16 protein-coding genes are annotated in these 21675 nt (G+C 57.1%); 11 read left to right on the forward strand and 5 right to left on the reverse strand.

All coding sequences use genetic code 11. The annotated features are described in order from the left end of the window. Positions 1 to 31: 31 nt before the first annotated feature. Positions 32 to 1144, reverse strand: a complete 1113-nt coding sequence (locus WA411_RS17155) for a branched-chain amino acid ABC transporter substrate-binding protein (RefSeq protein WP_064230016.1) — start codon at positions 1142 to 1144, stop codon at positions 32 to 34. Positions 1145 to 1296: 152 nt separating this feature from the next. Continuing rightward, positions 1297 to 2205 (reverse strand): tetratricopeptide repeat protein, encoded by a 909-nt coding sequence (locus WA411_RS17160; protein WP_136631386.1) that lies wholly within the window; start codon positions 2203 to 2205, stop codon positions 1297 to 1299. 165 nt (positions 2206 to 2370) lie between these two features. Between WA411_RS17160 and WA411_RS17165 the strand changes: the two genes are divergently transcribed. Continuing rightward, on the forward strand, positions 2371 to 2865 hold the full coding sequence (locus WA411_RS17165; protein ID WP_069181897.1) for a MarR family winged helix-turn-helix transcriptional regulator: 495 nt from the start codon (positions 2371 to 2373) through the stop codon (positions 2863 to 2865). Positions 2866 to 2893: 28 nt separating this feature from the next. Here WA411_RS17165 and lon read toward each other — a convergent pair whose 3' ends face one another. Next, a complete protein-coding gene (gene lon / locus WA411_RS17170; RefSeq protein WP_291908320.1) occupies positions 2894 to 5344 on the reverse strand; it encodes an endopeptidase La in 2451 nt (816 codons plus the stop codon). A gap of 207 nt (positions 5345 to 5551) precedes the next feature. Between lon and trxA the strand changes: the two genes are divergently transcribed. From trxA to WA411_RS17185, 3 genes are all read left to right on the forward strand, one after another. Continuing rightward, the gene (trxA, locus tag WA411_RS17175; RefSeq protein WP_291908322.1) at positions 5552 to 6415 is read left to right on the forward strand and encodes a thioredoxin; all 864 of its coding nucleotides are present in this window, start codon (positions 5552 to 5554) and stop codon (positions 6413 to 6415) included. 71 nt (positions 6416 to 6486) lie between these two features. Further along, positions 6487 to 6813 (forward strand): hypothetical protein, encoded by a 327-nt coding sequence (locus WA411_RS17180; protein WP_222465370.1) that lies wholly within the window; start codon positions 6487 to 6489, stop codon positions 6811 to 6813. Between the two features lie 63 nt (positions 6814 to 6876). Beyond that, positions 6877 to 7110, forward strand: a complete 234-nt coding sequence (locus WA411_RS17185) for a hypothetical protein (RefSeq protein ID WP_291908324.1) — start codon at positions 6877 to 6879, stop codon at positions 7108 to 7110. A gap of 48 nt (positions 7111 to 7158) precedes the next feature. Here WA411_RS17185 and WA411_RS17190 read toward each other — a convergent pair whose 3' ends face one another. Next, positions 7159 to 8523 carry a KamA family radical SAM protein gene (locus tag WA411_RS17190; RefSeq protein WP_008169234.1) on the reverse strand — a complete coding sequence of 455 codons (1365 nt, stop codon included), beginning with the start codon at positions 8521 to 8523 and terminating at the stop codon, positions 7159 to 7161. Positions 8524 to 9190: 667 nt separating this feature from the next. On the opposite strand from WA411_RS17190, the gene aceE reads away from it, so the two are divergent. Together aceE and aceF are read left to right on the forward strand one after the other, a co-directional pair. Further along, positions 9191 to 11854 carry a pyruvate dehydrogenase (acetyl-transferring), homodimeric type gene (aceE, locus tag WA411_RS17195; RefSeq protein ID WP_291908327.1) on the forward strand — a complete coding sequence of 888 codons (2664 nt, stop codon included), beginning with the start codon at positions 9191 to 9193 and terminating at the stop codon, positions 11852 to 11854. A gap of 10 nt (positions 11855 to 11864) precedes the next feature. Next, the gene (gene aceF, locus WA411_RS17200) at positions 11865 to 13526 is read left to right on the forward strand and encodes a dihydrolipoyllysine-residue acetyltransferase (RefSeq protein ID WP_291908329.1); all 1662 of its coding nucleotides are present in this window, start codon (positions 11865 to 11867) and stop codon (positions 13524 to 13526) included. Between the two features lie 428 nt (positions 13527 to 13954). Here the strand turns inward: aceF and WA411_RS17205 are convergent, their stop codons facing one another. Next, positions 13955 to 15091 (reverse strand): DcaP family trimeric outer membrane transporter, encoded by a 1137-nt coding sequence (locus tag WA411_RS17205; protein WP_209400116.1) that lies wholly within the window; start codon positions 15089 to 15091, stop codon positions 13955 to 13957. A 162-nt stretch (positions 15092 to 15253) separates the two neighbouring features. Between WA411_RS17205 and WA411_RS17210 the strand changes: the two genes are divergently transcribed. The 5 genes from WA411_RS17210 to astD all read left to right on the forward strand — a co-directional run bounded on the left by WA411_RS17210 (position 15254) and on the right by astD (position 21673). After that, positions 15254 to 16714, forward strand: coding sequence for an exonuclease domain-containing protein (locus WA411_RS17210; RefSeq protein ID WP_291908332.1), 1461 nt, complete (start codon positions 15254 to 15256; stop codon positions 16712 to 16714). Positions 16715 to 16813: 99 nt separating this feature from the next. After that, positions 16814 to 18028 (forward strand): aspartate aminotransferase family protein, encoded by a 1215-nt coding sequence (locus tag WA411_RS17215; RefSeq protein WP_008169240.1) that lies wholly within the window; start codon positions 16814 to 16816, stop codon positions 18026 to 18028. A gap of 9 nt (positions 18029 to 18037) precedes the next feature. After that, positions 18038 to 19057 (forward strand): arginine N-succinyltransferase, encoded by a 1020-nt coding sequence (locus WA411_RS17220; RefSeq protein ID WP_291908335.1) that lies wholly within the window; start codon positions 18038 to 18040, stop codon positions 19055 to 19057. A 52-nt stretch (positions 19058 to 19109) separates the two neighbouring features. Beyond that, complete coding sequence (gene astA, locus WA411_RS17225) at positions 19110 to 20210, forward strand: arginine N-succinyltransferase (RefSeq protein ID WP_291908337.1); 1101 nt, start codon at positions 19110 to 19112, stop codon at positions 20208 to 20210. After that, positions 20198 to 21673: a succinylglutamate-semialdehyde dehydrogenase gene (gene astD / locus WA411_RS17230; RefSeq protein WP_291908339.1), complete on the forward strand. Its 1476-nt coding sequence runs from the start codon at positions 20198 to 20200 to the stop codon at positions 21671 to 21673. The genes astA and astD overlap by 13 nt, the downstream gene beginning before the upstream one ends. Positions 21674 to 21675 lie beyond the last annotated feature (2 nt).

Here is a 21675-nt window from a genome sequence, read left to right on the forward strand (position 1 = left end):
TCTCATGATTACCGTTTGTTAACGATTTGGCTTAGTTTACCGGAGTTTTGCTTCCATCTGAATGCCATTCGTACACAACAAACTCGAATGACTTCATGTCGCCGGCCTTGTCGTATTCAACGGTGCCGATCGGAGTCTGGAAGGTGCCCTCGCGAAGAGCAGCGGCAACATCGAACGGATCGGTGGAGCCAGCGGCTTCAATGCCTTCGGCAACAAGCTGAACCGCGGTGTAGGAGGTCAGAACGAACGGACCGGAAGGATCCTCGCCCTTGTCTTCAAATGCCTTCACCAGCGCCTGGTTTTCAGCTTTCTGGTCGAATGCAGGTGGCAGGGTTACCAGCAGGCCTTCGGCGGCTTCGCCGGCGATGGTGTTGATGTCCTTGTTACCCACGCCCTCGGGGCCCATGAAGCGGGCATCCAGGCCAGCGGAGTCAGCCTGGCGCAGAATCAGACCCAGCTCCGGGTGGTAACCGCCGTAGTAGACGTAATCCACGTCGGCCTGCTTGAGCTTGGTTACCAGCGAGGAGAAGTCCTTGTCGCCGGCGGTGATGCCTTCAAACATGGCGATTTCAACGCCAGCGTCCTTCAGGGTGTCACGAACGGCGGTGGCAATACCTTCACCGTACTGCTGCTTGTCGTGAACGATAGCAACGCGCTCAGGGCTCTGAGATGCGATGTAGCGGGCCGCAACTGGTCCCTGCATGCTGTCCAGACCGATGGTACGGAATACCAGCTCATAGCCACGCTCGGTGATCTCCGGGCTGGTGGAAGCCGGGGTTACCATCAGGATGCCTTCATCCTCGTAGATGTCAGAGGCGGGCTGGGTGGAGCTGGAGCACAGGTGGCCGATCACGAAGCGCACGCCGTCGTTGACCAGGCTGTTGGCAACGGTCACGGCCTGCTTCGGGTCACACACGTCGTCGTATTCCACGGCAACCAGCTCTTCACCCATCACGCCGCCATTGGCGTTGATTTGCTCAATCGCCATGCGGGCGCCGGAGAATTGCATGTCACCGTACTGGGCAACGGGGCCAGTCATGGGGCCGGCAATACCGATCTGGATTTCTGCAGCGGCGTGGCCAGCGCCCATCAGGGCAACGGAAGTGCTAACAGCGGTTACGAGTTTTTTTACTGAAGTTCTCATTGAGTCTGTCCTGTTTTATTTCAGGGTTATTCTTGTGTTCTCAGAGAGTTAAACAAACACCACACCTCGCTGCTTGTCAAGCCGACGGGTGGCGCTTGCTCCGGAACACGGGCCTGTCTGCAAAGGCAAATCCCGTGCCGCTCTGAGCGGTGTCACGCATCCGTGCCGTCTTCTTCATCCTGGGAAACCAGCGCGCGGAAGCTCTCGTGTTCGCGGAGCTGGTCAAAACTGACGTCTACGGATGCATCGTCGCGGTATGCCTCCGAAATTTCAATAGCTTTCTTCAAAGTGCTGACGGCGTCTTCCCAACGGCCGATCTCTGCATAGGCGCATGCTAACTGATAGTGCGCGTGGCCATTATCCGGTGCAAGCTTCAGTGCCCGTTGGCAAAGACTGATGGCCCAGAGCGGTTCCTGCATTTCCAGAACAGCGTCTGCCTTGTAACTCAGCGCTTCCACATCGTCGGGGCGAAGGTCCAGAATCTGATCGTAGGCGGCAATCTTGTTCTGCTGGGAGGTTTCCTGGCTGGCTTTGAGCCACAGCGAGTGCACTTCGTTGGTGCGCTCGATCTCCGCCTGGTTCTGGTGGATGATGTCTGATTTCTGCTTCAGCTGTTCTTCGATGGATTCGAGGCGCTTCTCGTATTCAACCACCAGCTCGTTGACCCGTTTTTCCGCCAGACTGGTGAGCTGGTTGCGCATATCCCGGATGGAGTTCCAGCCGATAACCACGAGAATGGATGTGGCGCCCGCGATCAAGTAAAAGAAGTAGGTAACCGTATCGGTCGCGTAGGACATGGTTTTGTCGGCAACGGACAGTTCCTTGTCGACCACCTTTTCAATGAGTTCTGCGCGGGTGTTCTGCATCTCCTTGCGAAGCGCCTTGCTCTCTTCCAGCAGATAAAGTTCCACGAAGGGCGTGTACATGGGCTCTTCCAGCGTCTTGATGCTCTCTTCCAGGTCTTCTGCAGTGAGCTCTTTCTCGGGGCCCAGCTCATCCTGACCGTAGAGGGTGCCGGCGAATGTCATCATGAAAAGAAAAGGCAGGAAAAACTTGATCATCGGGCGTATTCCGTCCGTTTGTCGTAAGTGAAACAAGTGGGAAACCTTAGCATAGTGGCTGGCCGAAAAAATGCCGGGAAACTCCCTGACTTGCAATCCCGGGTGCAAAGACCTCTAATAGTTAGGGGTATAAAGAAATTCCCGTGACCGAATCGGAGTATTGTTGTGAACAGTTATGAAGATGTGCTGGTAGCTCTCAGGCGCGTTATCCGGGCGACGGACCTTCATTCGAAGCGCCTCAGCAAGCATGCCGGGCTTACAGGGCCCCAACTGCTCATCATGAGAACGATTCGGGATCTGGGCGAGGTGACCATCGGCACCATTGCAGAAAAGGTCAGTCTCAGCCAGGCAACGGTAACGACGATTCTGGATCGTCTGGAGCACCGGAATCTGGTTTATCGCGTGCGCAGCACCCAAGACAAGCGAAAAGTGCATGCCCACCTGACCGATGAGGGGGCGGATTTGCTGGCCCGGGCTCCGAATCCGCTCCAGGAGGATTTCATCCAGAAATTCCAGAGTCTGGCCGAGTGGGAGCAGACCATGATTCTGGCGTCGCTCCAGCGTGTGGCCAACATGATGGATGCCGACGATATTGATGCATCACCGGTGTTGACCGTGGGGTCGGTATTGAAGGACGACGGTTGGAAAGAAAAAGCCTGACTCCAATGAGCCAGGCTTTCTCCTGATATTAATGCACCGAAGACCCGCTCTTGGGCTTATTGCCAAAACACACCTGAAACACATCGTTGTAGTGTTTGGCAAAGTTTACCGACAGCCCTTCCTTGAGATACTCCGGCAGTTCCTCGTAGTCGCCCCGGTTCGCTTCCGGCAGGATCAGGTTACTGATTTTCTGCCGACGCGCCGCAATAACCTTCTCGCGAATACCGCCCACTGGCAGTACCTGTCCGGTCAGGGTTAGCTCGCCGGTCATCGCGATGTTCTGCTGCGGCGCTTCCTTGCGAGCAATGGACAGCAGTGCGGTGGCCATGGTGACGCCGGCGCTGGGGCCGTCCTTGGGCGTGGCACCCTCGGGTACGTGCAGGTGCACGAAGGATTTGTCGAAGAAAGTCGGGTCGCCCTTGAAGCGTCTGAGGTTGGATGACACATAACTGTAGGCGATCTCGGCGGACTCCTTCATCACATCCCCCAGCTGACCGGTCAGTTTGAAGCCGCGCTGAGAGCTGTGGATTCTGGATGCTTCGATGCTCAGTGTGGCCCCGCCCATGGCGGTCCAGGCCAGTCCGGTGACAACGCCGATGCCTTTGAGAGACTTCTCCTTCTTGAACGATGGCTGTCCCAGGTAGCTCTGCAGATCCGATACACCCACCTTCACAGGTTGGTCCGGGCTCTCCAGCAGCTTCACGATGCCCTTGCGAATCACCTTGTGCAGCAGCTTCTCCAGGCTTCGCACACCGGCTTCGCGGGCATAGCCCTCAATAATCTGCTTGATAGCGGCGTCGGTAATGTTGAGCTGTTTCTTCAGCAGCCCGGCCCGTTTAAGCAGCCTCGGCAGCAGGAAGTGCTTGGCGATGGCCAGCTTTTCTTCCGCGATGTATCCGGACAGCCGAATCACGTCCATCCGGTCAAGCAGTGGTCGTGGAATCGTGTCGAGCTGGTTGGCGGTGCAGATGAACAGAACCTTGGACAGGTCCATGCGGACATCCAGGTAGTGGTCCAGGAAGTCGCGGTTCTGTTCCGGATCCAGTGTCTCCAACAGGGCTGACGCGGGGTCGCCCTGGAAGGATGCACCGATCTTGTCGATTTCATCCAGCATGATCACCGGATTGGCCACCTTGGAATCCTTGAGCGCCTGGACAAACTTGCCCGGCATGGCGCCGATGTAGGTGCGGCGGTGGCCTTTGATTTCAGCTTCATCGCGCATGCCGCCCACACTGAAACGGTAGAATTTCCGCCCCAGTGCGTCTGCCACGGAATGACCGATGGAGGTCTTGCCAACACCTGGCGGGCCCACCAAAAGCAGAATGGAACCGCTCACCTCGCCCTTGAAGGTCCCTTCAGCCAGAAACTCGATGATGCGGTCTTTGACATCGTCCAGGCCGTCGTGGTCCCGGTCGAGAATCTGCCGGGCTTTCGCCAGGTCGAAGTGGTCCTCGGAATGGATGCCCCAGGGCACCTGCGTCAGCCAGTCCAGATAATTACGGGTGACACCGTATTCCGGCGAGCCCTGCTCCAGCACCTGCAATTTTTCGACTTCATCGTTGAAGCGCTCTTGCACGGCCTCGGGCGGGTTGAGTTCCGCCATCCGCTGTTGGAAGCGCTCGACATCGGCGGTCTTGTCGTCCTTGGCCATGCCCAGCTCGCGCTGGATCACCTTGAGTTGTTCCTTCAGGAAGAATTCGCGTTGGTGCTTCTGGACTTTCGCGTTCACCTCTTCGCTGATTTCCGACTGCAGCCGGGCAACTTCCTGCTCTTTGCGCATCAGCAGAAGAACCTTCTCCATGCGGCGGAGCAGGGGGACGGTGTCGAGCACATCCTGCAACTCTTTGCCTGGAGCGCTGGTCATTGAGGCGCCAAAATCGGCAAGAGGTGAACTGTCGTCCGGCCCGAATCGGGACAGGTATTGTTTTACCTCCTCGCCATAGAGTGGGTTGGTACGTAGCAACTCCTTGATGGCGCTGATAATGGCCAGCGTGTAGGCTTTGAGTTCGTCGGCGTCTTCTTCCGGTTCTGCCGGGTACTCAACTTCCACCAGATACGGTGGCTTACGACGCAGCCACTGGACAATCCGGAAACGTTGAAGCCCCTGGGCAATAAACTGGACCTTGCCACTGTCATTCTGGGCATGATGCACACGCACGGCGCAGCCAATGGTCTCCAGCTGCTCACTGGCCGGGACGCCTTCTTCAGCGTCCGGTTCTTCCACGAAGCAGATGCCCATGACCTTGTGGTCAGTCTCACCGACCCTTTTCAGGGTTTCCTGCCACGGGTTCTGGTTTACCACTATCGGCTGTACCTGGGCCGGAAAGAAAGGCCGATTCGAAACCGGCAGCACGTACATGCGCCGGGGCATCATCTGCTGGGGCAGGGCAAGGCTTTTGCTATGCTCGTCCTTGCCAATGTACTCGGTCACGTCCTCTTCGAATTCCTCAAAAGAATCGTTTTGCGTCTCGTCATTCATGCCGCGAGTGTCCATCCGGAAAGGTTGTGAATCGGCCCGGGACAGGCTGCGGAGTGATTGTCCCGGCGTGTTGCTTACTAGCTATGTAACGGCAGATACGGTGATTTCAAGGACTTGGGTTAGCCCGTTTGGCGCTTGAATTTCGGGGAGTTGGCCCCATGTTTCTGGCAACTCCGAACGAATCATTCGACTTTTCAGGTGCCTTGCATGAGCAACTCTCCCTACATCTTTGACGCCACCATGGAAAACTTTCAGCAGAAGGTGATGGAAGCCTCTGCAAGCACGCCCATCCTGGTGGATGTGTGGGCCGAGTGGTGTGCCCCCTGTAAACAGTTGATGCCCCTGCTGGAAAAACTGGCGGAGGACTACCAGGGTGCGTTCATGCTGGCCAAGGTGAACGCCGACGAGCAGGAACAGCTCACCTCCAGCCTTGGTGTGCGTAGCCTACCGACCGTAATCCTGGTCAAGAATGGCCAGGCCGTGGATGGCTTCAACGGTGCCCTGCCGGAAAGCGAAATCCGCAAGGTTCTGGACAAACACGTGGAAGCCCCCAAGGAAGATCCCTATGAAAAGGCGCATCGGATCTGGGAAGAAGGCGATGTGGAGGGAGCATTGGCTATCCTGTCCCAGATGAACCAGGAGGACCCGGAAAATCTCAAAGTCCTGATCGACCTGGCCCAGTTGAAGGCGGAAATGGGTGATATCGAGACCGCTGAGCAGGTGCTGGAAAGCCTGCCGCCGGAAGAGAAAATGCAGCACCAGGCCAAACAGCTGGCTGCCCGGGTGAAGTTTCTCAAACAGTCGGCCGAGCTGCCACCGATCAAGGATCTGGAAATGGCACTGGAGCAAGACCCGAAGGATCCGAACGCACTGCACCAGTTGGCACTTCATCACGTACTACAGGAAAACAACGCCGAGGCCATGGACCTGCTGATTCGCCTGATGCAGGTGGACAGCAAGTACAAAGACGAAGTGGCCAAGACAACGCTGATCGAACTGTTCGACAAGCTGGGTAACAACAACCCGGACGTAAGGACCTATCGCCGGAAGCTCTATACCCTGATGCACTGATTGTTTGGCGCTGGCCAAATACAACATAGGTCGGGTGGAGCCATGGGCGAAACCCGACTGGTATTTCCGCAATGCTCAAACTACCTCCCCAACCCGACAACTGCGAACTCTGCGAACGCCCGGTTGCCAAACTCACCCGACACCACCTGATACCCAAGCACCTGCACCGAAAAAAGCGGTTCCAGAAACTGTTCACCAAGGAAGATTTGATCACCCGCACGCTGTGGGTGTGCCGCCCCTGCCACAACGCCATTCATAAGGCTCGCTCGGAATACGAGCTGGGACTGTACTTCAATACCCGGGAAAAGCTGCTGGAGCTGGAAGAATTGCGGACGTTTGTTGAGTGGTTGAGCGACAAGCCGGAGGGGTTCGTGCCCAAGTTTGTCCGGCAGAAATAACGCACCTGATCCAATGGCCGTCTCCGTTGGTAATTATGAGCTCATTCTTTTGGAGAGGGTCCTATGCCTAAGCAAAAAGACAATCATCGAATCAAACGTTTCCTGTCATTGAGCGCGCTGATTCTTCTGACGCCATGGCTCCTGATCGGAGGTCTGGTAACGGCAGAAACCCTGAATGAGGGTGCGATGGACAATGGAAGCCTTCAGGTCGCGTTGATCGTAATCATCGGAGCGGTGTTTGGCGCGCTGGTGTTCCGGGTCATCCCCAGCTGGAAGGCGCGTCGATCAAATCGCTGAACAGGCAAGCGGCCCCATTCCACGGGGCCGCTTCAGAGAGGCTGGCGATTAACCGTTCCCTTTCTTCATTTCTTCATACTCATCTTCAAAGAAGAATTTCTCTTCTCCAAAGGCCGGTTCCAGCTCATGCAACCAGGTGGCCGTCTCGCTGTACTTGGCGAAGAATGGGCGCTGAACCCAGTCCGGGTTGCGGCCCTGCAGGAAGCGCAGTACAAACACCTTCTCGCCGTTGATTTCGGTAATCCCCTGGATCTCCACCTTGCCGGGGCCGGCGCTCATGGAGGGGCCGCGGGCGGTTCGGGCCAGGCCACTGACTTTCTTCATGGCTTCCCTGTAGATGTGGAAAGCTTCGACCAGAGGCACTTCAAAGTAGTTCTTCGCGCCGGTGTCCCGCTCTACAAACATGTAGTAGGGGATGATGCCCAGCTGCACTTCTTTCTTCCACAGCTTTGCCCAGGCGTCGGCATCGTCGTTGACGTGCTTGATCAGCGGGCCCTGGGCACGGATCTCGGCACCGGTGGCGCGAATACGGCGGATGGCCTCTTCGGCAATCTCGGTGGTGATTTCCTGCCAGTGGTTGTAGTGGGCCATGATGGCGACGTGCTTGCCGGCGTCGACCAGTTTCGCAAAAAGGTCGATCAGCTCATCGGCATCCTTGTCGGTCACGAAGCGGTAGGGCCAGAAAGTGAGGGCCTTGGTGCCGATGCGAATGGTCTGGATATGATCGAACTCCGGCTGTAGCAGCGGTTCCAGATACTGCACCAGGTTCTTGGTTTTCATCACCATGGGGTCGCCACCGGTGACCAGCAGGTCGGTGACCTCGGTGTGCTCCTGCAGGTAGCCATGAAGCTTTTCCGCTTCGGTACTGGCCATTTTCAGGTCTTTGTCACCCACGAACTGCGCCCAGCGAAAACAGAAGGTGCAGTAGGAATGGCAGGTCTGGCCCTGGGCCGGGAAGAATAGCACTGTCTCGCGATACTTGTGCTGAACGCCGTCCAGAACTTCACCGTCGAGCTCCGGCATGTTCATTTCCATCTGGCCGGCCGGGTGCGGGTTGAGTTCGTCCCGGATTTCCTTGGCGACGGCCTGGATCTCTTTCTTATCGGCACCTTCCCGGTGCAGTTTCGCCATGCGCTCGTAATGCTCGTCCTTCAACATCCCTTTCTGCGGAAAAACAAGCTGATAGATCGGGTCATTGGGTACCTTGTCCCAGTTGATCAGTTCATTGATCACATACTCGTTGACCCGGAACGGCAGCACGCTGGCTACCACTTTCATTTCAAACAGGGTCTCCTCAGGGAGATTCTGAATGACTTCGATCTTGTCGAGCTGGCGGTCCGTGTAGACCTTGAAACGCCGTTCCTCGAACTCCGTAGTGGGAATCCGGTTCGGAAAGGTGACGATGGAGTTCATAGATCGCCCTCTATTGATGCCAATGACAAAAAAAGTGGTCCGACCACTTTTTCTTCGGTGGTTAAAAATCAGGCAGGCGAGTATACATAAATCCGGAAATATTTTCAGGTCTAATTAAAAAGCCGCGATAAATCGAAGAGGTGCCCGGGAGCGAAGAGTCGAAAATTCAATAAAAAGCGCTAAATGTTCTGAATGATCGGCGAATAGCGGCGAGAAGATCGTTTAGCGTGGTAATCAATTTTCGGGTTGATACGAATGCTACGACATTGGTCGCAATCTGGTTGTCTGTTGGTCCAAAAACGGTCATTCTTCCGTAAGTAACCGAAAGAAGCCCGCTCCAAAAGGATGTTTGAGGGGCTTTGATTGAATTAGATGGTCGAAATGTAGTAAAAATACTACTAAACCGGGTGTTCTAATCCACGCACTTTGCCGGCATGCCGGTCATCCCCGGGGCCAAAAGCCCGTGAAACCGAGGTGATCAGGCAGGAAAAGTGTGAAAGCTGTTCTATGCTTTGTACAGGTTCTGTGTACTGGTAGCCGGTACACCTGTCAGGCTGAAAATACCCATAACAAAACACTGCATTCCATCGCAGCTTATCGACACCGCAACGCGCCCGGCTGCTGATCGTGGCGGCGCTGCACTTTTTGATGCCAAGGGGAGGGTTTGATGTACCAGGACGATGATCCCATTGAAACCAGTGAATGGCTGGATGCGCTGGAATCTCTGATCGAGAACGAAGGCGTAGACCGGGCCAAGTATATTCTTGAGAGGCTTTCCGAGCGGGCGAGCCGCGATGGAACCGAACTGCCATATTCCATAACCACGCCGTTCCGGAACAGTATTCCGGTTTCCCAGCAGGCGCCGATGCCTGGCGATCTTTTTATGGAGCGCAGAATCCGCTCCCTGATCCGCTGGAATGCCATGGCCATGGTTATGCGTGCCAACCAGCGTCCCGGTGATCTCGGCGGGCATGTTTCCTCGTTTTCTTCGGCAGCCACCCTCTACGATGTTGGCTTCAACTATTTCTTCCACGGCGGCGACGAAAAGCGCGAGTCCGACCTTGTGTACTTCCAGGGCCACTCTTCCCCGGGCATTTATGCGCGCTCCTTCCTTGAGGGCCGTTTCGACGAGAAAGATCTCGACAAATACCGCGAGGAAGTAGACGGCACGGGCCTCTCTTCCTATCCGCACCCCTGGCTGATGCCGGATTACTGGCAGTTCCCAACAGTTTCCATGGGCCTTGGTCCGATTCAGGCGATTTACCAGGCCCACGTAATGAAGTACCTGGACAGCCGTGAACTCATCGAGATGGGCGATCGCAAGGTCTGGTGCTTTGTTGGTGACGGCGAGTGCGACGAGCCGGAAACCCTGGGTTCCATCTCCATGGCCGGCCGGGAAAACCTCAGCAACCTGATTTTCGTTGTTAACTGCAACCTCCAGCGTCTGGATGGGCCGGTACGTGGCAACGGCAAGATCATTCAGGAGCTTGAAGGTGTCTTCCGGGGCGCTGGCTGGAATGTCCTGAAAGTTGTCTGGGGTCGCCACTGGGATCCCCTGTTCGAGCAGGACAAGGACGGCAAGATGCAGCGGGTCATGGACGAGGTCTGTGATGGCGACCTTCAGAACTTCAAGAGCAACGGCCCGGCTTATACCCGGAAGCACTTCTTCGGCAAGTACCCGGAAACGGCCAAGCTGGTCGAGGGGCTTTCCGACGAGGAGATCAACAAGCTCAACCGGGGCGGTCACGATCCGTACAAGATCTACGCGGCCTTCCACCATGCCATTCACAAGAATGGCGGCCGGCCGACGGTTATCCTCGCCCACACCATCAAGGGCTACGGCTTTGGTGAGGCCGGTGAAGCGCAGAACACAGCTCACTCCCTGAAAAAGCTCGATATCGAGCAGCTGAAATCGTTCCGCGACCGTTTTGCGGTGCCGTTGAAAGACGAAGAGCTCAAGGATGTGCCCTACTACCGGCCAGCGCCGGATAGTCCGGAAATCGTCTACATGAAGAAGCGCCGGCAGGAGCTGGGTGGTTTCTATCCCAAGCGTCGGAAGGATTGCCAGCCACTTCAGATTCCCGATCTGGACATCTTCAAGGCGGTCCTGGACGGTTCCGGCGACCGGAAGATTTCTACCACCATGGCCTTCGTTCGTATCCTGACGGCACTGACCAAGGACAAGCGTATTGGTAAGCGCGTGGTGCCGATCGTGCCCGACGAAGCCCGTACCTTCGGGATGGAAGGCATGTTCCGGCAGCTCGGTATCTACACGGCCGAAGGGCAGAAGTACGTTCCTGAAGACCGTGACCAGATCATGTACTACCGGGAAGACAAGAAAGGCCAGATCCTTGAAGAAGGTATCAACGAGGATGGCTCAATGGCCGCCTGGATGGCAGCGGCCACGTCATACAGCACCAACAACTTCCCGCTGATTCCGTTCTACATCTTCTACTCGATGTTCGGCTTCCAGCGGGTTGGCGACCTGGCGTGGGCCTCCGGTGACATCCAGGCCCGAGGCTTCCTGATCGGCGGTACCGCCGGTCGAACCACTCTGAACGGCGAAGGCCTGCAGCACCAGGATGGTCACAGCCATGTGCTGGCCAACACCATTCCCAACTGTAAGGCCTACGACCCGGCTTACGGATACGAAATGGCCGTGGTGCTGCGCAAGGGCATGAAAGAGATGTTCGAGGACAACCAGAACGTCTTCTACTACCTGACCATCGAAAACGAAAACTACGAACAGCCTGCCATGCCCAAGGATTGCGAAGACGGCATCATCAAGGGCATGTATCTGTTCGAGTCGGTGGAAACCAAGGGACGCAAGAAAACCCCGCGGGTTCAGCTGCTTGGCGCTGGTGCGATCCTTAACGAGGTTCGAGCGGCGGCCCAGATGCTGAAGGATGACTGGGGTGTTGCCTCCGATGTGTGGAGTGTTACCAGCTTCAACGAGCTTGCCCGTGAAGGCCAGCACATTGATCGCTGGAATCGCCTGCACCCGGATGACAAGCCCAAGAAGGCCTACGTTACCCAGTGTCTGGAAAAGCAGAGCGGGCCGGTGGTGTCTTCCACTGATTACATCAAGCTGCACTCCGAGCAGCTCCGGGCGTTCATCCCGAAAACCTATCTGACCCTGGGTACCGACGGCTTCGGCCGCAGCGACACTCGGGAGAAGCTGCGCAGCTTCTTCGAAGTGGACCGTTACTACGTAACTGTCACCGCGCTGTCAGCCCTGGCTCAGGATGGCGAGGTGAAGAACGATGTGGTTCTCGAAGCCATGCGCAAGTACGGAATCGATCGCAACAAAACGAACCCGGTGCTGAGCTAAGGAGTCCGCCATGAGTGAACAGGAAATCAAGGTTCCGGATCTCGGCGGTGCGGATGAGGTCGAGGTTATCGAAATCATTGTCAGCGCAGGGGATTCGGTTGAGGAAGAAGATCCGATTCTGACGGTTGAGTCAGACAAAGCCTCGGTGGAACTGCCGTCTCCCGGTGCCGGCAAGATCACCAAGATCACCGTAAAGGTGGGTGACAAGGTAAAAGAAGGTGATGTTGTTGGCATGATGGAAGCCAGCGCCGGTGGCTCTGACGACGCCGGCAGCGACGAGCCCGAGGAAAAGGCCGAGGAAAAGGAAGAAGCAAAGCAGGAAGAGAAGTCCGAAGAGAGCAAGCCAGCTCCGAAGAAGGCTTCTGGCGGCTCCCGCAAGGAGACCGTCAAGGTTCCTGCGCTGGATGGTTTCGACAATGTCCCGGTGATAGAAATCAACGTCGCTGAAGGCGATACCATTGAGGCCGACGATCCCCTGGTAACAGTGGAATCGGACAAGGCCACCATGGAGATTCCTTCGCCCTATGCGGGCAAGGTGGGCAAGATCCTGGTATCCGAGGGCGACAAGCTCTCCGAGGGCGATGAACTGCTGGAGATGACGGTTCAGGAAGGTGGTGGCGAAGAGGAAGAAGCCTCGGCGCCCGCGTCTGAGGAACCGGCGAAGGAAGAGAAGCCTGAGCCCAGGTCCGAAGAGAAGCCGAAACAGGAGGCAGAGTCAGCGCCCGAGCCCCAGGGTGCAACCTATGAGCCTCCCACGCCAGGCGCCAAGGTCCACGCTGGCCCGGCCGTGCGCAAGCTGGCCCGGGAACTGGGTGCCGATCTGGCCCGCATCAAGGGCTCTGGCCCCAAGAGCCGGATTATCAAGGACGATGTCCATGCCTACGTGAAGAGCCAGCTCAAGCAGGCTCAGCAGGGTACTGGCGTTGCTACCGGTTCTGGTATTCCGGGTGTCAAGCTGCCGGACTTCAGTCAGTTTGGTGAAGTGAAGCGTGAGGCCATGTCGCGGATGATGTTCGCCACGGCCAATAACATGCAGCGCAGCTGGCTGAACGTGCCTCACGTAACCCAGTTCGAGGATGCGGATATCACCGATATGGAGGATTTCCGCAAGGCCCAGAAAGCGGCCGGCGAGAAGAAGGGCGTGAAGATGACGCCGCTGCCGTTCCTGCTGAAGGCCTGTGCCACGGCGCTGGCGGAACTGCCCCAGTTCAATGTGTCTCTGGACATGGAGCGCAAGGAGGTGGTTCGCAAGAAGTACATTCACATCGGGATTGCGGTGGATACGCCCCATGGGCTGATGGTGCCGGTGATCAGGGATGTGGACAAGAAGGGCTTGTGGGAGCTGGCGGCGGAAAGCGCCGAGCTTGCCCAGAAGGCCCGGGACAAGCAGCTGAAGCCGGCAGAAATGCAGGGTGCCTGTTTTACCATCACGAGTCTCGGTGGTATTGGCGGCACGGCATTTACGCCGATCGTGAATACGCCGGAGGTGGCGATCCTTGGGGTGTCCAAAGCGGCGATGAAGCCGGTTTGGGACGGCAAGGAGTTCCAGCCCCGCCTGATGCTACCGCTGTCGCTGTCTTACGATCACCGTGCGGTGAATGGGGCTGATGCGGCCCGGTTTACGACGGTGCTCAGTCAGCTTCTTGGGGACATTCGCACCCTTCTGTTGTGATGTGAAGCTCGCTGCCGCCCAGCCTGAAGGTTGGGCGGCGGGACAAAGGCCGGAACGGCTTTTCAGAACACGCTACAAGCACCCGCAAGCGGGTCCAGCCTGCAGTCTCAGATTGCAGTCGTTCAGCTTTCGCATGAAGCTTCGCTTCATAAACGCTCGGCTGAACCCCTGTGTGCTTGTTTCGGGCCATCCCTGGCCCTCTACAGTTCTGAAAAGCCGTTCCGGCCTTTGTCGTTCTGGCTCCTTCCTGATCGCTTTTCCACCCACGCCTATCTCGACGCAAGGTAACAAGTTATTTTCCGGACATTCCTCTTTGCTGGTTCTGGCGGCCAGCAATATGTGTAGCGTTCTGCTCTTAATTCCGCCCAAACAAAAACCCCGGCCGGAGCCGGGGTTTCTGCTGAGTTAACTAACTTCTAACGGAAGGATTAGAAGCTGTACTGCGCTGCGAACAGAACACGGTTTGCGTCGGTAGAATCACCGGCAACAGTTTCCTGATCGAAGTAGCCGTACTCAACGCCGAACATGACGTTGGATACCGGAGACCACATGTAGTTCAGGAACGCGTTCTGGTTGGATTCGGCGTCAGCATTGGTGGTTGCACCTGCAGCAATCGCGTCGTCCAGGTCCAGCATAGTAGTGCCGTAGCCCAGGTTGATGCTGCGACCACCGCCGAGAGCTACACTTGTACCGATTGAGAAGCCGTAGCCCTCAATGGTCTCAACGCTGTTGCCGTCGACATAGGCGCTTGGGCCGAAATAGTTGCTGCCAGAGCGCCACAGATAACCGTTGGCACCGTCAGTGTAGTTTGCAGCGCCTTGGATCGAGATCATGTCGCTCAGGGCGAACTTGGCCGCGCCAAATACTGCGAAGCCCATCGCGCTGTCATCATTGGTGCCATCGTCAGCAGTGACTTGGCTAACCAGCGCTGCAGCAGCGTAGGACAGTGAATCGGCAGAATCCTGAATGCGAGCGGTCAGGGCTGGTGCGGAAGTGCGGGTGTTGCCGCCTGCGCCCAAAACACCCTGTGAGCTCGGGTCTTCGAGTGAGAAAGACAGAGCGCCAGTGGTGTAACGAACCTGCTCGGTACGATCCTGGCTGCCGGCTGTACCAGCCAGGCTGTCAAAGTCCAGAGTCGGGGTGTTACCTACGAAGCTGGTGTAGTTGGACCAGTTACGACCGGCCATGAATCCGTTGTATTCGCCGTAGGCGTGACGCATACGCAGACTGCCTGCGCCGTTGCCTGAACCACGGAAGTCACCTTCCACGGTAATCGCTACGCCAGAAGCGTGCTTGACTTTGACGCCCAGACGGCTCTGCTGAACGTCGGCGCCGAAGTGACCTTCAACGTCTTCGTTAGCGGAGGAAGCGAAAGTACCGGCGCGGGTAGAAACAGCGCGGTTGCCGTCCAGATCGTAGCTCATGTTCAGACGAGCGTAGCCGTACAGGCTCGCTTCGGTGTCGTCACCTACGTTCAGCGTAAGTGCGCTCGCTTGAGAGGCAACCCCCATTACTACTGTTGCTGCCGTCGCACGAATTGCCAATCTCAGTTTGTTGCTTTGCATCGTTGTTGTCTCCACACATTTTTGTTGTTGGACCCAAAAACAAGGTAGTTACGAATTCGTGACAATTCAAATAAATTCATGCAGAAATTAGACGAATGTCTATAACTGCTTTTCGTTCATATACAGACATCTGCAGTTGCCAGCGAGGCGTAAAGTTGTTCTATGGCATCCGAAAGTACAGTTCTTGAGTCAGCCACGTTCGCGTTTCTTGATATTGAAACCACCGGCGGCAATTCAGCCCGGGACCGGATTACCGAGATTGGTATCCGGTTCTGGAGGGCCGGTGAGGTAGTGGGCGAGTGGCAGACGCTGCTGAATCCGGAGACGCGGATTTCCCCGTTTATCGAGAACTTTACCGGCATCTCCAATGACATGGTGGCGGATGCGCCGCTGTTTGCGGATGTAGCGGACGAGCTGGAGGAACAGCTTAAGGACAAGGTGTTTGTCGCTCACAATGCCCGCTTTGATTACGGTTTTATAAAATCCGAGTTTCGCAGATTGGAGCGTCTTTTCTCGGCGAAGGTGCTCTGTACGGTGAAGCTTTCCCGAAGGCTCTACCCGGAATTCCGGCGTCACAACATGGATGCTCTGATAGCCCGTCATGGTCTTGCCCAGGTTCAGCGGCATCGAGCCATGGGGGATGTCTCGGCCATGCTGTCGTTTTTCGAGCATGCCCGTGCAGAGAAGGGGAATGAGAGATTCGAAAGTGCGCTGAGGGATTTGCTGCAACGGCCGAGTATTCCCTCCCATCTACCAACGGATATCCTTCAGGATCTTCCTCGGGGACCGGGGGTGTATCGCTTTTACGGTGAGAACGATGTGCTTTTATATGTGGGCAAGAGCACGAACATTGCCCAGCGGGTGGCGTCGCACTTTTCCGGCGATCATAACTCGTCCCGGGGTGTGCGGATGTCCGAGAGCCTCCGTCGCGTCGAGTGCACAGAAACGGCCGGGGAGCTTGGAGCGCTTCTTCTCGAACTCAAACAGATCAAGACGCTGAAGCCCCTGTTCAATCGTCGGTCCCGGGCCGCCAAGAATCTGGTGAGCATCGAGCTTTCGAAAAACGAGGCAGGGTATCTGCAGGCTCGGCTGGTTCGTGAGATCGAGCCGCACCGGTTGGGGGATTATTTCGGTTTGTTCCGCAGCAAACGGGATGCCGAGCGTGCCTTGAGCGGCATCGCGGCCACGAACGAGCTGTGCAATCGACTGCTCGGGCTGGAGCCCGAAAACGAAGGGCCTTGTTTTCAGCGTTCGCTGGGGCGCTGCAAGGGCGCCTGCGAAGAGCTCGAGAATGTCGAGCGCTACAATCTCAGGGTACAGATTGCTTTTCACAGCCTGCGGCTGAAAACCTGGCCCTGGAAAGGCCCGGTTGGGATTGTCGAGCGCAATGCCCGAACCGGCCGCACGGATATCCTGGTGGTTTATAACTGGATGCACGTGGCTACCCTGCATGACGAAAACGAGCTGCAGGATCTTTCTCTCCGCGGCCAGGCGGTCACCTTTGATCTGGACTCCTACAAGCTTTTGATCGGCACGCTGTTGGACAGGACCAAGGCTGGGAGCATGCCGCACAGGGTGATTGAATTGCCGGCCATCGGGGAACCGGATGTTCTTATGCCTTGAGTGGCGTATTATGGTGCAAGAGTCCGCACACCTACTTACTTGTCTGGTGTGGTCACTCAACTATTTTTATGTGCTTAGCCGCTTTCCCGAGAGAGATTTATGAATAAAGACCCCGTCAGCCGCGAACTGTTCGATGAAGTCATGGTGCCCAACTACGCTCCCGGTTCCATTATTCCGGTGCGAGGAGAGGGCTCCCGGATCTGGGATCAGGAAGGCCGCGAGTTCATTGATCTCCAGGGCGGCATTGCAGTGACCTGCCTGGGCCATTCCCATCCGGGACTGGTGGGTGCGTTGCACGATCAGGCCGAGAAAATCTGGCACCTGTCCAACGTGATGACCAACGAGCCGGCCCTGCGCCTGGCAAAGACTTTGTGTGACCTCACCTTCGCCGAGCGCGTGTTTTTCGCCAATTCCGGTGCCGAGGCCAACGAAGCAGCCTTCAAACTGGCCCGGCGCTACGCCTGGGAGCACTTTGGCAAAGACAAGAACGAGATCATTTCGTTCAAGAATTCCTTCCACGGGCGAACCCTGTTCACCGTGAGCGTGGGTGGCCAGCCGAAATACCTGGAAGGCTTCGAGCCCGCGCCTGGCGGTATTCATCACGCCGAGTTCAACGATCTGGAATCGGTGAAGAAGCTCATCTCCAAGGACAAAACCTGCGCCGTGGTGGTGGAGCCGATTCAGGGTGAGGGTGGCGTCATGCCCGGCGACCAGGCGTTCCTCCAGGGGCTGCGCGAGCTTTGTGATGAAAATGACGCGTTGCTGGTGTTTGATGAGGTGCAGTCTGGTGTGGGCAGAAGTGGCCACTTCTACGCTTATCAGATGTACGACGTGGTGCCGGACATTCTCTCCAGTGCCAAGGGGCTTGGCGGTGGCTTCCCGGTAGCGGCCATGCTGACGACGGCCAAGGTTGCCGCCAGTCTGGGTGTGGGTACCCATGGCAGCACTTACGGTGGTAACGCACTGGCCTGCGCCGTGGCTCAGAGGGTGGTGGACACCGTCAGCCAGCCGGAGATTCTCAAGGGCGTGAAAGCCCGTTCCGACAAACTCCGCAAGGGTATGATGAATATTGGTGAGCGCTACGGTGTGTTCAGTGAGGTTCGTGGCGCCGGTCTGCTGCTCGGTTGTGTGCTGACCGAAAAATGGCAGGGCAAGGCCAAGGATTTTCTGAATGCCGGCCTGGAAGAGGGCGTGATGGTACTTGTGGCCGGCGCGAATGTGATCCGTCTGGCGCCGTCCCTGATTATCCCCGAATCAGACATTGACGAAGCCCTCGAACGTTTCGAAGCGGCGGTGAAAAAACTGGCGGCCTAAGGAGATTTTATGTGGCTGGTACGTCCGGCTCGGCCGGATGATCTGGACCAGATTCTGGCCATGGCGGGCACCCAGTGTGCCCGTCTTTCTTCCACTCTGCCCAAGCAGGGCGATGCCCTGGCCTACAAGATCGAGCAATCCCTGGCGTCTTTTTCCGGCAGGATCAGCGCCGAAGACGACCCGCCCAGGTTTCTGTTCGTGCTGGAAAACACCGAGACCGGAGACATTGCTGGCACCGCCGGCATTGATGCCCTCGCCGGCAATGGCCAGCCCTTCTACAGTTACCGTCGGGATGCCCTGATCCATGCCTCTCATGAGTTGGGGGTGTCGCGCCGGGTGGAGGTGCTCTACCCCTCTCATTCGCTTACCGATGTCTCGCTATTGTGTTCGTTCTCCATACGGCCCGAACTCCAGAATACCGACGCGTTCGAATTACTATCCCGTGCCCGGATTCTGTTTATTGCCGATCATCGGGAATGGTTTACCCCGCGGATGGCGGTGGAAATCCAGGGAGTGCAGTTGGAGGATGGCAGCGTGCCCTTCTGGGACAGTCTTGGCCGGCATTTCTTTGATATGGATTTCGAGACGGCAGACCAGTACTCCGGTCAGCTGAGCAAGACCTTCATCGCCGAGCTCATGCCCCCGAATCCCATTTATGTCACGCTGCTGAGTGAGGCTGCCCAGAAGGCGATGGGGCAGCCGCATCAGATAACCGTGCCCAATTTTGAGCTACTTCAGCGGGAGGGATTCCAACCGGGCAGTTTTCTGGACATTTTTGATGCCGGCCCGGTTCTGGAGGGGCGCACCGACAGCCTGAAAACCCTGGTGACCAGCCGCCCCAAGGAGCTTCATGGCAGTAATGAGGATGTGGGTGAAACCTGTCTGATCGCTGCTGGCGAGCGGGAGCAGTTTCGCTGCACCCTCACACCGGTCGCTGAAACTCTGGACGACAAACTCAAGGTTCCGGTTTCGACCTGGAAGGCGTTGAACAGTACCGCGGGCGACCGGGTAAGGATTGCGCCGCTATGACGAGCTTGGGAATGACAAAGTTTGTAGCTGTCGATCTCGGGGAGGCGACCTTATGCTGGTAATTCGCCCGTTACAGGAAAACGATCTGGATGACCTGTACGCCATGGCCCAGGGTGCCGGTAAAGGGCTGACCACCTTGCCGGCGGACCGAGAGCTCCTCCAGAAAAAAATCAATCACGCCCGTGAGACGTTCAATCAGCGCATTGCGCCGGAAGCAGGTTTGTATCTGTTTGCTCTTGAGGATATCGAGCGCAAAAAAACCGTTGGGATCAGTGGTATTCAAGCCCGGGTTGGTCTGGACGAGGTGTTCTACAATTACCGCCTGAGCGTTACGGTGAATGCCTCTAAAGAGCTGGGTGTGCATGTACGGACACCCACGTTGCACCTGTCCAACGACATGACCGACACCAGCGAAATCTGCTCGCTGCTGCTGTCGGATGAATACAAAGGCGGGGGCAGCGGGCTGCTGCTCTCCCGGTGCCGGTTCATGTATCTGGATGAGTTTCGCAAGCATTTTTCGGAAAAAGTGTTCGCGGAAATGCGCGGCGTGTCCGATGCCCAGGGTCGAAGCCCGTTGTGGGACGCGCTGGGGACCAAGTTCTTTGACATGGAATTCAGCGAGGCGGACATGCTGTCTGGCCTGGGCAACAAATCCTTTATTGCCGAGCTGATGCCCAAGTACCCGATCTACCTGCCCATGCTGCCGGATTCGGCCCGGGCGGTCATTGGCCGGGTTCATGACAACACCGCGCCAGCGCTTCGCATGCTTCAATCAGAGGGGTTCAACTTTAACGGGCTGGTGGACATTTTCGATGGTGGCCCCGTGGTCGAAGCCTTCGTGCACAACATCCGCACGGTGAGGGAAGGCATGAACCGGCACGCAATGGTTACTCGAAAGCCAGTGAACCTTAACGTGCCTGCCGACGAGCGGGTGATGGTGTCGAACCGCTCATTCCGGGACTTCCGGGTGACCACCCTGCCGATAGATTGCATAGGACCGGATACCGTCAGCCTTCCGCCGGAAGTGGCCGAGGCGTTGCAGATTGAATCGGGTGATCCGGTTCGTCTGGCCCCCTTGAAAGACTCGGGGATGCTGACCAAAAATACTTATAGAAGTTCAGTACCGGGAGGTGCATCAAAATGGCAAAGCTGACAGGTGAACTGTTTATCGACGGGCTCTGGCTGCAGGGCCATGGGCCGATATTCGAATCTGTCCAGCCGGTCACCGGTGAGACAATCTGGGATGGTGAAAGCGCCAACCTTGAAGATGTGGATGCGGCCGTTCGCGAGGCCCGCAATGCCTTTGTAAAGTGGCAGCGCAAAAGCTTTGCCGAACGTCAGGCCGTAGTCGAAGCCTTTGGTGAGGTGCTGGAAGCTCACAAGGAAGAGCTGGCCCATCAGATCGGTTTGGAAACTGGCAAACCCCTGTGGGAATCCCGCACCGAAGTGGCGGCAATGATCGGCAAGATCGGCATTTCGGTGAAAGCCTACAATGACCGCACTGGTACATCCGAATCCGATGTCGCCGGTGGGCACGCGGTGCTCAGGCACCGGCCCCATGGCGTTGTTGCGGTATTTGGCCCCTATAACTTTCCGGGGCACCTGCCGAACGGCCACATCGTGCCCGCTCTGCTGGCCGGTAACACAGTGGTGTTCAAGCCGAGCGAGCTAACCCCCGGTGTCGCCGAACTAACGGTGAAACTCTGGGAGAAGGCTGGCATTCCGGATGGAGTGGTCAACCTCGTGCAGGGTGACTCGGCGACTGGCAAGTCCCTGGCCAATCATCCCGGAATCGATGGCCTGTTTTTTACCGGCAGTTCAACCGTTGGACACCTGCTTCACAAGCAGTTTGGCGGTCAGCCGGAGAAGATCCTGGCCCTGGAGATGGGCGGCAACAACCCGCTGATCGTGCAGGACGTGGCCGATGTGGATGGCGCCGTGCATCACGCCCTACAGTCGGCATTCCTGTCCGCCGGCCAGCGCTGCACCTGCGCCCGTCGACTGCTGGTGCCCAAGGGCAAGAAGGGCGACGCGTTCCTCGAGCGGCTGGTGGAAGTCTCCGCACGCATCAAGGTGGGTGAATTCGATGCAGATCCGCAGCCGTTCATGGGATCGGTCATTTCCGCGGAAGCCGCTGACAAACTCCTGGCGGCCCAGGCCAGCCTGCTTGAAAAGGGGGGCAAATCCCTGCTGGAAATGAAATCCCTGAAATCGGGAACCGGCCTGTTGTCCCCGGGTATCATTGATGCCACCGGGCTCGACGTCACTGATGAGGAATTCTTCGGGCCGTTGCTGATGGTGTATCGCTACAAAAGCTTTGACGACGCCCTGGAGCTGGCCAATGATACGAGCTACGGGCTCTCCGCGGGTATCCTGACAGATGACCGGAAACTCTATGAACGGTTGGTGGAGGAAGTGCGTGCCGGCATTGTGAACTGGAACCGGCCACTGACCGGCGCCAGCAGTGCCGCACCCTTCGGTGGTGTTGGTGCCAGCGGTAACCATCGCCCGAGCGCCTACTATGCCGCCGACTACTGCGCCTGGCCGATGGCGTCTCTGGAGGCCGGCAAGAGTGAGTTGCCAGAGTCTCTGGCACCCGGCCTCAATTTCGATTAACG

This window comes from Marinobacter sp. CH_CUG1437-1 (assembly GCF_037029655.1).
Taxonomy (GTDB): Bacteria; Pseudomonadota; Gammaproteobacteria; order Pseudomonadales; family Oleiphilaceae; genus Marinobacter; species Marinobacter salsuginis.